Source organism: Amycolatopsis echigonensis (assembly GCF_002846615.1).
In the GTDB taxonomy this organism is placed as follows: Bacteria; Actinomycetota; Actinomycetes; order Mycobacteriales; family Pseudonocardiaceae; genus Amycolatopsis; species Amycolatopsis echigonensis.
This window is the reverse complement of record NZ_PJMY01000003.1, coordinates 1283213-1295582: the sequence shown is the minus strand read 5'-3', so window position 1 is coordinate 1295582 and position 12370 is coordinate 1283213. Positions and strand designations below refer to the sequence as shown.

The 12370-nt window shown below is 68.9% G+C and carries 12 protein-coding genes; 9 read left to right on the top strand and 3 right to left on the bottom strand.

Going from position 1 to position 12370, the window contains the following annotated elements:
* Positions 1–168 precede the first annotated feature (168 nt).
* The gene (locus ATK30_RS44650) at positions 169–1134 is read right to left on the bottom strand and encodes a hypothetical protein (protein ID WP_143271364.1); all 966 of its coding nucleotides are present in this window, start codon (positions 1132–1134) and stop codon (positions 169–171) included.
* Between the two features lie 395 nt (positions 1135–1529).
* Between ATK30_RS44650 and ATK30_RS10545 the strand changes: the two genes are divergently transcribed.
* The 6 genes from ATK30_RS10545 (at position 1530) to ATK30_RS10520 (ending at position 6685) form a co-directional block, all read left to right on the top strand.
* Positions 1530–2432 carry an ABC transporter ATP-binding protein gene (locus ATK30_RS10545; protein WP_101435442.1) on the top strand — a complete coding sequence of 301 codons (903 nt, stop codon included), beginning with the start codon at positions 1530–1532 and terminating at the stop codon, positions 2430–2432.
* Positions 2429–3163, top strand: a complete 735-nt coding sequence (locus ATK30_RS10540; protein WP_101435441.1) for an ABC transporter permease — start codon at positions 2429–2431, stop codon at positions 3161–3163. Before ATK30_RS10545 ends, ATK30_RS10540 begins: the two co-directional genes overlap by 4 nt.
* Before the next feature lie 54 nt (positions 3164–3217).
* The gene (locus ATK30_RS10535) at positions 3218–3865 is read left to right on the top strand and encodes a hypothetical protein (protein ID WP_101435440.1); all 648 of its coding nucleotides are present in this window, start codon (positions 3218–3220) and stop codon (positions 3863–3865) included.
* On the top strand, positions 3858–4163 hold the full coding sequence (locus tag ATK30_RS10530) for a winged helix-turn-helix domain-containing protein (protein ID WP_101435439.1): 306 nt from the start codon (positions 3858–3860) through the stop codon (positions 4161–4163). The genes ATK30_RS10535 and ATK30_RS10530 overlap by 8 nt, the downstream gene beginning before the upstream one ends.
* A gap of 1 nt (position 4164) precedes the next feature.
* Positions 4165–5484, top strand: coding sequence for a DNA polymerase IV (locus tag ATK30_RS10525; RefSeq protein WP_101435438.1), 1320 nt, complete (start codon positions 4165–4167; stop codon positions 5482–5484).
* Between the two features lie 79 nt (positions 5485–5563).
* Complete coding sequence (locus ATK30_RS10520; RefSeq protein WP_463672403.1) at positions 5564–6685, top strand: CapA family protein; 1122 nt, start codon at positions 5564–5566, stop codon at positions 6683–6685.
* A gap of 138 nt (positions 6686–6823) precedes the next feature.
* On the opposite strand, the gene ATK30_RS10515 is transcribed toward ATK30_RS10520, so the two are convergent.
* Entirely contained in the window at positions 6824–7384 is a 561-nt protein-coding gene (locus ATK30_RS10515) for a TetR/AcrR family transcriptional regulator (RefSeq protein ID WP_101435437.1), read from the bottom strand.
* Between the two features lie 37 nt (positions 7385–7421).
* Here ATK30_RS10515 and ATK30_RS10510 point away from each other — a divergent pair, with 37 nt between their 5' ends.
* Positions 7422–8462, top strand: coding sequence for an epoxide hydrolase family protein (locus tag ATK30_RS10510; RefSeq protein WP_101435436.1), 1041 nt, complete (start codon positions 7422–7424; stop codon positions 8460–8462).
* 334 nt (positions 8463–8796) lie between these two features.
* On the opposite strand, the gene ATK30_RS10505 is transcribed toward ATK30_RS10510, so the two are convergent.
* The gene (locus tag ATK30_RS10505; RefSeq protein WP_101435435.1) at positions 8797–9819 is read right to left on the bottom strand and encodes a family 2 encapsulin nanocompartment cargo protein polyprenyl transferase; all 1023 of its coding nucleotides are present in this window, start codon (positions 9817–9819) and stop codon (positions 8797–8799) included.
* Between the two features lie 507 nt (positions 9820–10326).
* Between ATK30_RS10505 and ATK30_RS10500 the strand changes: the two genes are divergently transcribed.
* The gene (locus ATK30_RS10500) at positions 10327–11088 is read left to right on the top strand and encodes a bestrophin-like domain (protein WP_101435434.1); all 762 of its coding nucleotides are present in this window, start codon (positions 10327–10329) and stop codon (positions 11086–11088) included.
* A gap of 3 nt (positions 11089–11091) precedes the next feature.
* On the top strand, positions 11092–12321 hold the full coding sequence (locus tag ATK30_RS10495) for a DUF6923 family protein (protein WP_101435433.1): 1230 nt from the start codon (positions 11092–11094) through the stop codon (positions 12319–12321).
* Positions 12322–12370 lie beyond the last annotated feature (49 nt).

Here is a 12370-nt window from a genome sequence, read left to right as displayed (position 1 = left end):
TCCGGACGAGCTGCGGTCCGGCACGCAAGGAAGGGGCAGCCCGGTGGCGGGCGGCCCGGAAAGTCGTGCCGGGATCAGAACAGGCGGCAGCGGGCGAAGATCGTCATGGACCGGGACGGTAGTGCGGTCGGTCGTCGGGAGCAACCGGATTTGCCGGGCACTGGTAGTTCAGGCTGCCTCGTCGTCGTGCCCTTCCAAGCCAGTCAGCCAGTTGCCGAGCACTTTGAGCAGACGCCGTTTGGTCTCTTCGCGCAGCTGCCCGGCGAGCGGATCGACGCAATAGCGCACCACCGCTTCATGCCGTTCCGGTGCCTTGCACATCAGCACCGCCAGAACCCGGACGATCGGCACCATCCGCTTGACCAGCACCAGCCAGCCGAACGGCATGAGCACCGTCAAGTGCTTCCAGAGGCTGTTCACCGCAGTCCGCACCACGAATTCCTCGAGCGGAAGCCGGTCGGCCTCCCGCCGGGACTCCAGAACGAGCTGAGTCACCAGCTCCGGAACTTTGCCGGTCAGCCTCTCGACGGTAGTGACTCCCTCGGAGAGCACGTGCGCCAGTTGTGCGAGCAAGTCGCACCAGAAGTGGTCTGCCAGCGCCACCTTCGTCGTATCCGGGATCGGGCCGTGATGAGCCCGCTCTATATCACGGAGGACCACGTTGGTGAGCGCGTTGCCGAGTTCCTCGACCTGGTCGACCAGGCTGAGTCTCGGCGGCTCGCCCGGGCCTGCCGCGACCCGGCTGCTCTCCTTGGCCGCAGGTGGTCGGGCCGCTGTGTCTCCTAGCGCAGAAGCCTGCAGCGATGATTGACCACTCGCTGCTGACTGCGCTGCCAAGTCGTCGGGTCCCGCGGTCTCGACGTGCTCGGCGGCTCGCTCTCCGGATGAGCGCCGAGAATCAGTCGAGCGACCGTGAATTTCGTAGTCGGCGGCGAGCCAGTCGACGATATCAGCGACTACGGAGATTATCGCGGCGCTCTTTTTAGGGTAGCTGATCCGGCGGTTTTCCGGTCGGTGTCCGACCCATGCGGCTCGCCACCTCTCGTCAGCGGCGTCGCGCAGGTCGTCGCGCCTGTGTGGAGTGTTGTCCTTGGCCAGCGCGACCGCCCCAGTCCAACCGTGTTTCGCGCCCATGCACATCTTGCAAGCGCAGCGCTGGCTTCCCGCGCGCTCGCAACTGGCCCAGTGTTTCACTAGTCCCCCTCGGATCCGCGGCAACAGTCGATCATCCGTGCCGATGGGGAATTTCCGTACCGCTGGTTCGGCGAATTGCGCACGGTGAGGGAAATGGAATGCGGGGCGGAATGCTGCTGCTTTTTAGTGAACCGTGGTTCGTGTGAGTGAGGCGGGATCACCGTTGCATCCGGGCTGTGGGGGTGTGGGTCGTCTTGCGTTGTCCCTGGCACCCGCTTGGGCGGAGGGTCGGGGGCCATGCTTGCCACGGTGAACAACTCGGCATTGCCCACCACTTTTCAACACAACCAACTTTGTGTTACAAAGTTCAGCACAGCGGAACACTGGGGGACGAGATGACGGAAGCGTTCAGGCTGACCGGCCTGGTGAAGCAGTTCAAGCAGGTCCGCGCGGTCGACGGCGTGTCCTTGGCGGTGCGGCGGGGCGAGGTCGTCGCGCTGCTCGGGCCGAACGGTGCGGGCAAGTCGACCACCATCGACATGCTGCTCGGGCTTGCCTCGCCGGACGAGGGGAGCGTGCAGGTGTTCGGCGGTGCGCCTCGGGCGGCGCTCGATTCCGGGCGGCTCGCGGCGATGGTGCAGAACGGGTTCTTGCTGCGGGATGTCACGCCGGCCGAGCTGGTCGAGTTGCATCGGTCGATGTTCCGGAATCCGTTGTCGGCCAAGGAGGTTTACGGCCGGGCCGGGATTGGGGAGTTCGCCAGGCGGCGGTGCGGGAAGCTGCCTGGCGGGCAGTTGCAGCGGGTTCGGTACGCGCTCGCGCTCACCGGCGATCCGGAGTTGCTAATTCTCGACGAGCCGACGGCGGCGCTGGACGTCGACGCGCGGCGCGAGTTCTGGGCGTCGATGCACGAGTTCACGGCGGCGGGGCGGACCGTGCTCTTCGCGACGCATTACCTCGCCGAGGCGGAGGACTACGCGGACCGGGTCGTGTTGATGCGGCACGGGAAGGTCGTCGCGGACGGCGCGGTCGACGAGGTGCGCGCGAACGTGTCCGGGCGATTGATCAGGGCAGTCGTACCGGGCGCCCGCGAGGAAGACCTGGCTGTGCTGGACGGGGTCGCCAGCGCACGTGTTCAGGGCGATCGCACGGAACTGGGCTGTACCGACTCCGACCTGGCGATCCGGGCGTTGCTCACGACGTTTCCGCAGACTAGTTCGATCGAGATCACCTCCGCCGGGCTTGAGGAAGCGTTCCTCGCCCTCACCTCCGACGAGCCGCAGGGAGCGCTCCGATGAACCTCGTCTACCTCCGCTTGGAGATCCTGCGCATCATCCGCAGCCCGCAGTTCGCGCTGTTCACCATCGCGGTCCCGCTCGGCATGTTTCTCCTGTTCGGCGGGTTGTTCGGCGACCAGGTCGGGGCGGGCGGCATCAAGGCGAGTGTCACGACGATGATCAACATGGGTGCGTACGGAGCGATGAGCGGCGCGTTGTTCACCGGAACCCGCGTCGCGACCGAGCGGACCGACGGCTGGCAGCGGCAGCTTCGGCTCACACCCATGCGCGGACCGGGCTACCTCGCGGTGAAGATCGCGTCTTCGATGGCGATGGCGTTGCCGGTGGTTCTGGTGATCTTCGCGGCGGGTGCGCTGCGGGGAGTGCAGCTCACCGCGGCGCAGTGGCTGCTCAGCGGCGTCTCGTTGTGGCTGGGCGCGCTGCCGTTCGCGGTGCTCGGGCTGCTGCTCGGGTTGTTCGGCAAGGGCGACACGGTCGGTGCGATGACCGGCGCGTTGATGCTGCCGCTCGGTGTGTTCGGCGGGTTGTGGATGCCGCTCGCGTTCTTGCCGGAATGGATGACCGCGCTCGCGCACTTCTTCCCGACGTACTGGCTCGGCCGCGTCGGCACGCTCCCGGTGGACCACGCCGGCGGGCTCGGTCTCGCGGTCGGCGTGCTGGCGGCGTGGCTGGTCGTGCCCGCGCTCGTGGTGGTGCGGCGGTTCCGGCTGGGCCCGGTGAAGGTCGCGTGACGTGTTAGCTTCCGTGCTGCATGCGGGGTCAGTACGGGGGAAGGGCGGTCCGGGGTGAACGACGACGCGGGAGACCCCGTCGAGGACGAGGGCGAGCCGCTGTCCGCGGCGGAGTCGCTCGAACTCATCGCCCTTCAGCACGAGCGGACGCGCCGGGAGCTGCGAGTCAGCCCGGCGCGTCTGTTCGGCGTCTGGGCCTTCACCTGGCTCGTCGGCTGGGGCCTCGTTTATCTCTCCGACGAGCGATCGGCGGCGCTGCTGCCCGGATGGGTCGCGGCGATCGTCGTCGCGGTGCTGATGATGGGCGCGATCGCCTACTCCGCCTGGCACGGCAGCAAACCCAGCCGGGGGATCCGCGGTCCGTCCCGGCGGATCAGCGCGATGTACGGCTGGTCGTGGGGAATCTCGTTCGCCGCGATGTGCCTGATCGACATCCGGATCACCAAACTCCTCCCCGAAGGCTCGGATCTCGTGCCGCTGCTGTGGTCGGGCACGTCGCTGCTGCTGACCGGCGCGCTCTACCTCGCGGGCGGAATGCTGTGGCAGGACCTGCGGCAGTACTTCCTCGGCGGCTGGATCATCGTGTGCGGCGGGGCAAGCGTCCTGGTCGGCGTGCCGGGCAACTTCCTGGTCCTCTCGCTCGCCGGCGGCGGCGGATTCGCGGTCGCGGCGCTGGTCTACGTGGTGCGGCCCCGTGACTGATCTGCCCGAGCTCGACCCCGTCATCCACGCCCAGGCGCGGCTGCGCGTCACGGTCGCGCTCGCCGGGCTGCGCTCCGCCGACCAGATCACCTTTCCGCGGCTGCAGCAGTTGCTGGAGATGACCGCGGGCAACCTTTCGACGCATCTGCGGAAACTCGAGGACGCCGAGTACGTCGAGATCACCAAGGCCTACGAGCACCGCACGCCGGTCACGCTGGTGCGGCTCACGAGCAAGGGCCGCGCCGCGTTCGAGAGCTACACCAAGGCGTTGCAACGACTCCTGGACGCTGGAACCTGACATGTCCCGCTGGGTCGTGCACCTGGACCTCGACGCGTTCTACGCCTCCGCCGAGCAGCTCACCCGCCCGACGCTGCGCGGGCGCGCCGTCGTGGTCGGCGGCACCGGACACCGCGGCGTCGTCGCCGGGGCGAGCTACGAATCCCGCGAGTACGGCGTGCGTTCGGCGATGCCGATGTCCCAGGCCCGGCGGCTGCTTCCGGCCGGCGGCGTGGTGCTTCCGCCGCGGTTCCGGTTGTACGAAATCCTGAGCAAGGAGGTCTTCGACGTCGTCGGCGAGGTCGCGCCGGTGCTGGAACGGATTTCTCTCGACGAGGCGTTCGCCGAACCTCCCGCGCTGGCCGGCGCGTCGGTCGGGCAGGTGACCGAATGGGCCGAGAACCTGCGGACGCGGATCCGGGAAAAGACCGGGCTGACCGCGTCGATCGGCGCGGGAACGGGCAAGCAGGTCGCGAAAATAGGTTCGGACCGCGCGAAGCCGGATGGCCTGCTCGTCGTGCCGCCGGGAACTGAACGCGAGTTCCTGGCTCCGCTGCCGGTGCGTGCGTTGTGGGGGATCGGCCCGGTGGCGGAAGCGAAACTGCGCACGATCGGCGTCCTCACCCTGGGCGAGCTGGCGGCGTTGCCGGAGCCGGACGCGGTGTCGACGCTCGGCGGCGTGGTCGGCCGCGATTTGCGTCGGCTGGCGAGCGGATTCGACGACCGTCCGGTCGCGGAACGCGGCGAAGCCAAGCAGGTGAGCGCGGAGACGACCTTCGACGTCGACGTGGTCGACCTCGTGCGATTGCGCGCGGAGGTAAGGAAAATCGCGGCTGGCGCGCACGCCCGGCTGGTGAAGGCGGGCCGCGTCGCGCGCACGGTGGTGATCAAGCTGCGGCATACGGACATGAGCACGGTGACCCGCTCCGAGACCACCGCGTCGCCCACGGACGACCTCGAACAGCTTGCGGCTACTGCGGAACGGCTGCTGCTCGACCCGCAGGAGTTCGGCGGAGTGCGGCTGGCCGGCGTGGCGTTCAGCGGGCTTTCGGTGCCGCATCAGGACGCCTTGTTCAGCTTGACCGTGCCTGCTGCGACGGAGGAGCCGGTGGTCACTTCGGCGCCGTCTCCGGGCGGGAGCGCGCCAGTGTCCTCGTCGGGATGGCGTCCGGGAGACGACGTGGTGCATGCCGAGTACGGCACGGGCTGGGTGCAAGGCGCGGGGCACGGGCGGGTGACCGTGCGGTTCGAGACGCGCACGTCCGGCCCCGGCGTCGCGCGGACTTTCGACCAGACCGACCCGGCGCTGACTCGCGGAGAGCCCTCCGACTGCCTGGCCTGAGCGTTTTGCCTGGTCACGACCAGGGTGTTAACCCACACGAGTGATGCGGAAGGATGTGCCGGGCAGTCGGGCAAAGGGGATGATCATGACGAACATACGCCGCGCCGCCGCCCTCGCTGGGGTCGCGCTGATGCTGACGGCGTGTGGGAGCGAAGCCGCCCCGCCCCGGTCCTCGGCCGAACCGTCGTCGGCGACGGCCGCCTCGCCGGACTCGTTCACGGTCGTGGCGACCGGGGATGTGCTGATCCACCCGCGGCTCACCGAGCAGGCCGAGGCGGACGGCGGCGGGAAGATCGACTACCGACACCTGTTCGCCGGGGTCAAACCGCTGGTGTCCGGCGCGGATCTGGGGATCTGCCACCTCGAAACGCCGCTCGCGCCGGAGGGCGGGCCGTACCGCGGGTATCCGTCGTTCAGCGCGCCGCCGGAAATCGCGGACGCGTTGAAGGACACCGGATACGACACCTGCTCGACCGCGTCGAACCACACGCTCGACCAGGGTGCGGCGGGTGTCCAGCGGACGCTGGACAAGCTCGACGAGACCGGGCTGAAGCACACCGGCTCCGCGCGTTCGTCCGAAGAGGCGGGGAAACCGCTGATCCTGGACGTGCACGGGGTGAAGGTCGCGCAGCTGTCGTACGCGTTCGGGTTCAACGGGATCAAGCGGCCGGCCGGGAAACCGTGGCTGGCCAACGAAATCGACCCCGACGAGATCCTCTCCGCGGCGCGCGAGGCGAAGGCGGCCGGGGCGGAGGTCGTGATCGCGAGCCTGCACTGGGGCGTCGAGTATCAGCATGACGTGACTGCTGAGCAGACGCAGTTGGCGCGGAAGCTGACGGCGTCGCCGGATCTCGACCTGATCGTCGGACATCACGCGCACGTGGTGCAGCCGTTCCAGAAGATCGGCGGCAAGTGGGTGGCGTTCGGGCTCGGCAATGAGGTCGCGCGGCACGACGAACCTCGCGGGTCCGCCGAGGAAGGGGTCGCGGCGCGGTTCCGGTTCAGCCGGACTGGCGGGAAATGGACGGTCGACAAGGCCGAGTATGTGCCGACGCTGATCGATCTGGGGCCACCGATTCGCCTGCGGGACCTCACGACCGCGCCGTCGAGTCAGCGCGGCAAGGAAGCGCTCGCGAATACCGATGAGGTGGTGCTTTCCCGGGGTGCTGGGGAGGAAGGGCTGAACCGCCCGGGCCGGTGACGGTTCCAGGCCGGTGCTGCCTGACGGTGGCGTCGGGTGCGCCGAACGGCCTTGGGTCGTCCTCGCGTGTGGCCGATGCTGAGTTGGGACAACATAGGGCGACCGGAAACGAGTTTCAGCGCCTGTCGCTTGTCGTGGTTACCCGTCGGCGAGGCGTTGGATGGTGGTGCTCAGCCATGCCTGGAGTTCGGCGGGGTCGCCGAGTTCGGAACGCAGGACCCGGAGGCGGGTCGAGACGCCGAGCACGAAGGCGTCGATCGCCGCGGCTCGGTCGCGGGCGTCCGCGTCGTCAAGGCCGCTGCCGCGCAGGTAACGGTGCAGCGGCTCCAGCGAGTTCGTGTCGAGGAAGGCGGCCAACGCCTCCGCCGCCTCCGGGCGCTCGCCGGACGCGCGTTGCAGCGCGAGCAGCGGATCCTCCTCCGCCGCGGCGAACCAGCGCTGGACGATGCTTGCCGCGAGACGCGAGCCCAACGCTGAACGGTCGCCGTCGAAGGAGTCCACGACTGGGATCTCCGTCCGGGTCGCCGCCAGGAAAAGACCGTCCTTGCCGCCGAAATAACGCGTGATGAGGTTGGGCGACACACCGGCCGCATCGGCCACGCCCTTGACCGTGGTCGCCGCGTATCCGTGCCGGGCGAACTGGCGTCGTGCGTGCTCCAGGATCCGCTGCCGGGTGGCGGCGGCATTGCGCGAGCTCATGTGTACGAGCATACACATCTTGTGTACGTTGATACACATGGACAGCGGAACGCAGGAACGACTCCGGCGGACGCGGCGCGTCGCGACCCCGTGGCATGCCGACGGGACGCGCGGCATCACCGGCATTCGCCTCGATGAACTGCTCGAACGCTGGGCGAACGGGTACGACTGGAGCGTGCACGAGCGCCGCATCGGCGAATTCCCTTGGGAGACCGTCCGGGCGGGCGACACCGAGCTGCGGGTGATCCACCAGCGGGCCGCGGATCCCGGCGCGCCGGTGGTCGTGCTGCTGCACGGCTGGCCGGACTCGGTGCTGCGGTTCGAGCGCGTCCTGCCTCTCCTCGCGGACCTGCACGTGGTGGTTCCCGCGCTGCCGGGCTTCCCGTTCGCGGCTCCGCTCACGATGCCCGGCATGTCGGTCAACCGGATCGCCGGAATCGTCGCGGACGCTCTGGACGAACTCGGTTATGCGCGGTACACGGTGTCCGGCGGCGACGTGGGCGGCACCGTCGCGGAACTCCTCGCGGCCGAACACCCGGACCGGGTGGCCGCCCTGCACCTCACGAACGTCGCCCCGCAGCACGCGTTCACGGCGGACCCGGCGAAGCTCGCGGCCGACGCGAAGGCCTACCTCGACCGAGCGGCGCAGTGGTTCCGGACCGAGGGCGGGTACATCGCGGAGCAGTCGACGCGGCCGAACACGCTCGCCGTCGCTCTCGGCGACTCACCCGCCGGCCTCGCGGCATGGATCGTCGAGAAACTGGAGTCCTGGTCCGACGAATCGGCCTTCACCGCGGACGAACTTCTCACCTGGGTCACCGCTTACTGGGTCACCGGCACGATCGGCACCTCATTCGCCACCTACGCCGAACCGGCCACCCTCCCCGACCGGATCGACACGCCGACCGTGCTGTCGGTGTTCCCGCGCGACATCAAACCGGAGCCGCGAAGCTACGCCGAGGCATTCCTGAACATCCGCGCCTACGTGGAACACCGCGCCGGAGGCCACTTCGCAGCCTGGGAACAACCGGATGCCTATGCCAGCGACCTACGCCATGCGGTCGAACTGGGCCGCTGAACAGAGCTTGCGGACACGTCACCGCGGGCACTCCGCCCGCACGTACTTCCAGCACGCTCGAACAAGCGAAGTCGCTTTCCCTTTCTTTGTGAGGGCGACATGAATCGGCCGACGAGAAAATGAAGTCGGTTGCCAGACCCTGCAGGCGATCCGGGCCGCCGTGGGATGTGCTTCGAAGCGGCATCAGGACGATTGCCCTGGGCAGGCGACCGCACTGGTTGGGTCGCTTGGCTCGGCTGGCGGCTTGGGCAGACGACGGTTTAGGCCGGGCGATCGTCAAGCTCGCGCGATTGCCTGGGGCGAATGATCGTTCGGGGTCGGGCGACGGCCCGGGTCAGTGGTCTCGGCGGGTGATGAGCTCGGCCAGTGCGGTCAGCTCGGCCGTCGCTCGCGGGGCTGGGTTGGCGGCGGTCAGGGCGGTCAACGCGTCGGTGAGCAGCTCGTCTGCCTGGGTGTGGCTCCACGACCGGCCACCGGCTTCGTCGACCAGTGCCGCGGCTTTGGCGAGGCGGTCGTCCGGCAGGGGCTGCCGGTACAGCATCGCCAGTTCCTGTCCGGCTGAGGTGCCTGAGGTGAGCGCCGCGACCACCGGGAGCGATTTCTTGCGGCTGCGCAGGTCTGAATAGACCGGCTTGCCGGTCACCGCCGGGTCGCCCCAGATGCCGAGGAGGTCGTCGACGTGTTGGAAGGCCAGGCCGAGCGACCGTCCGAACCGACCGAAGCGTTCGACGTGTTCGCCGCGGCCTCCGACCACCAGCACGCCGAGCGTGCACGCCGCGCTCAGCAGGGCCGCCGTCTTTCCCCGCGCCATCCGCACGCATTCCGCCACTTCGACGTTCGTCCGCTGTTCGAACGCCAGGTCCTCGTGCTGGCCGTGCAGCAGGTCCAGCACCGCGGTGCTCAGGAGGCGCGCGGCGGCTGGGCCGTCGGGGGACAGGACGTCGAAGGCCAGGGCGAGCAGAGAGTCTCCGGCCAGGACCGCTTGTCCGGTGCCGAACACGGTCCACGCGGTGGGGCGATGCCGCCGGGTGCGGTCGCCGTCCATGACGTCGTCGTGCAGCAGCGAGAAGTTGTGCGCCAGTTCGACGGCCACCGCGGCGGGGATCGCGTCCTCCGGGTCTCCGCCGCAGGCTTCCGCGCACAGCAGCACCAGCGCCGGGCGCAAGGCTTTGCCGCCGGACGCGGTCGTCGGCGTTCCGGTCTCGTCCCACCAGCCGAGGTGGTAGCCGGCGATCCGGCGCATCGACACGGGCAGCCGGTCGACCGCCGCCCGCATCGCCGGTTCCCACCTGCTCCGGCTCCAGTCCAGCACCTCGGCCACGGAGCGGGCCCCGGTCCGCGCGTCCACCGTCGTCATCGTTCTTTCGCTTCCGGACGCGGCGCAATGGCCAAAGTGGACAGTGCGGAGGGGATCGGAACGGTCACTGCTAAACCACCTTACGTCGAAAACGCCGGAGAGGTTTTCCGGGAGGGGGTGAAGAATGCGAATCGTGAGCGGCACCGCGCATCAACTTAGCAAGATGGACGATCCCGACAATCACTCGATCGGGTAGCCGAGCTCGATTCACCTGTTTGCCGAAGCTCCTTTTCGGACATTGCCGGTGCTGTTGTCCGGCTGACAATCAAGAGCGCGTCACCGTCGGTCTGCTGCCGTAACCCGGTCGAGTGCGGACGACTGGTATCCGAGCTGTTTTCCTTGCCGAGCAAGAGCAAACGGGGGAACGCGTGCCCGGACGGCTGCTCCGATCCGGCGAACCACGGCGACGGCGGACGGCCACCCGGCTGAATCGCGGGTTTCGCCGTTGTCCGTTCCGGAATCGGCTGGATAGCGTCGGCCAGCGCATTTCCCCGCGAAAGGAACCGGATGAACGTCTACGTGACCGGGGTGTTCTGGGTCGTCGGCGCGGCGATCGCGGCCGCGGTGATCGGCTATCTCGTCCGGCGCTTCGGCTGGGACGAGGGCCGCCGCGACAACAACGACGCCGCGGGCCAGGTGTTCACCATCGTCGGCGGGCTGCACGCGGTGCTGGTCGCGTTCGTGCTGATCTCGCTTTTCGACGCCGTCACGGCCACGCGCGAGGGTTCCTACACCGAGGCGGAGGGTCTGGTCGCCGCCACCTGGTCGGCGCAGGCGCTGCCCGGGGACACCGGCGAGCAGGTGCGGCGGCTGGCCATCGCGTACGCGACGACGGTGTCGAAGCAGGAGTGGCCCCGGCTCGTCGACGACGGGCCGGTCCCGGACACCGGCTGGACGCAGCTCGACCAGATGCGCCGCGTCGTCGCCGACGCGCAGGCCAGCGACGATTGGACGAACAGCCGGAAGGAGGACGCCGCCGCCCAGCTCTGGCAGGTCTACCAGGCCCGGCAGACCCGGCTCACCGGCGCGGAAACCGACGGCGTCGGCTCGGTCATGTGGTTCGCGCTCGTTCTGGGCAGCGTGATCTCGATTCTGCTGCCGAACCTCTTCGGCGGCACGCGGATGGCCGCGCATCTCGTAATCGTGTCGACGCTGGCCGGCACGATCGTCCTGCTGTTGTATGCGATTTACCAGCTGCAGAACCCCTATGCCGGAGGCGCGAACGTGCGTCCGGACGCGTTCACCACGGCGATCTCGCGGCTCGGCTGACCGGTGCGAGGTTCCCGGTACCTGACTGTGGTGGCCGCCGCGGCCGCGGTCGCCGGGCTGCTCGTCGCGTCTGGCTGGCTGGCTCCGGCCCGCCAGCGCGCGGCCGCGACGTCCTGCCGGGTGCTGCAGGTCGAAAGCCGGGACGGGTGGTCGTCCGACATCGTGCGGCTGACGTTGCCCGCCGGCGCGCGGCATCTGTTGCACCACAGTCCTTTCGCGCTGAATGCCATCGCGTATTCGGCCGCGCAGGACGTGACGTACGGCGTCGCTGACGGCCGCTTCCACGACGGCTGGCACGCGGTGCGGATCGATTCCGACGGCGAACTGACCGACCTCGGTCCGGTCGGCCGCGACACCCACCACGGCGTGTGGAGCTGGGTGACCGGCGCGACGGCCGGGGCGATGTCCGGCAATTCCTGGTATGTGAAGCGGGGAACCAGTCTGTACACAGTGGACGTTGATCCGCGCGGCTCCGGGTATCTCACCGCGACCGGGCCGGTGTTGCTGCGTCCGTGGTGGCTCGCCTCGGGAATCGACGATTTCGCGTACAACCCGGAAGACGGTCTGCTGTACGGGGTTTCGTCCGCTGCCGAGGGCGCGGTGGTCACGGTGAATCCGGTGAGCGGACAGGTCGCGAAGGTGCCGGGGGAGCGGTTTCCGGACGCGACTTACGGCTCCGTCGTGTTCGGACCGGACCACAAGCTCTACGCGACCGCGAACTGGATCGACGGGCGGAGCGTCACGTATCGGATGGACGGCGGTTCGGCGGTCGAGGTGAGCACTGGGCCGCCGTTGGTGACGTCCGACGGGGCCGGGTGTTTGGCGGAACCCCCGCCACCGCCTGCGCCATCCCCGCCACCGCCGTCGTCCTTGCCTTCTCCGACACCGGCACCGGCACCGTCCTCGACCCCGACGACCTCGGCCACCCCCACGCCGTCTTCCAGTCCACCCGCGCCGACGCCACCATCGTCCTCCCCCGTGCCAACCCAGCCGAACCCGATCACGCCCACCCCAACCCCGCGACCGCCGGACGCGATCATCCAGCCCATCCCGATGCCCCAACCCCCGGCACCGTCCCGCGCAGCCCCGCTGAAGGCAGTCCGGAAACCGCCCGAGAAACGCACGACGAAGGCGCACGACAACGTCAAGAAGCAGCGGCGTTGGGGCCTCGCCACAGTCCTGCTGATCGTCGGAGGAGGTGCGGTAGCGGCTCGAGCACGGCGCGCTCGTTAACGCGGCAGTCGTCTCGATGACCAACGCTGTCCAACTCGGCCGTCGAGAC

What these genes read in the sequence shown, in the direction of transcription:
- ATK30_RS44650 (WP_143271364.1), bottom strand. Translation starts at nt 1,134, where the DNA reads ATGGGCGCGAAACACGGTTGGACTGGGGCGGTCGCGCTGGCCAAGGAC.
- ATK30_RS10545 (WP_101435442.1), top strand. Translation starts at nt 1,530, where the DNA reads ATGACGGAAGCGTTCAGGCTGACCGGCCTGGTGAAGCAGTTCAAGCAG.
- ATK30_RS10540 (WP_101435441.1), top strand. Translation starts at nt 2,429, where the DNA reads ATGAACCTCGTCTACCTCCGCTTGGAGATCCTGCGCATCATCCGCAGC.
- ATK30_RS10525 (WP_101435438.1), top strand. Translation starts at nt 4,165, where the DNA reads ATGTCCCGCTGGGTCGTGCACCTGGACCTCGACGCGTTCTACGCCTCC.
- ATK30_RS10520 (WP_463672403.1), top strand. Translation starts at nt 5,564, where the DNA reads ATGATCATGACGAACATACGCCGCGCCGCCGCCCTCGCTGGGGTCGCG.
- ATK30_RS10515 (WP_101435437.1), bottom strand. Translation starts at nt 7,384, where the DNA reads ATGAGCTCGCGCAATGCCGCCGCCACCCGGCAGCGGATCCTGGAGCAC.
- ATK30_RS10510 (WP_101435436.1), top strand. Translation starts at nt 7,422, where the DNA reads ATGGACAGCGGAACGCAGGAACGACTCCGGCGGACGCGGCGCGTCGCG.
- ATK30_RS10505 (WP_101435435.1), bottom strand. Translation starts at nt 9,819, where the DNA reads ATGACGACGGTGGACGCGCGGACCGGGGCCCGCTCCGTGGCCGAGGTG.
- ATK30_RS10500 (WP_101435434.1), top strand. Translation starts at nt 10,327, where the DNA reads ATGAACGTCTACGTGACCGGGGTGTTCTGGGTCGTCGGCGCGGCGATC.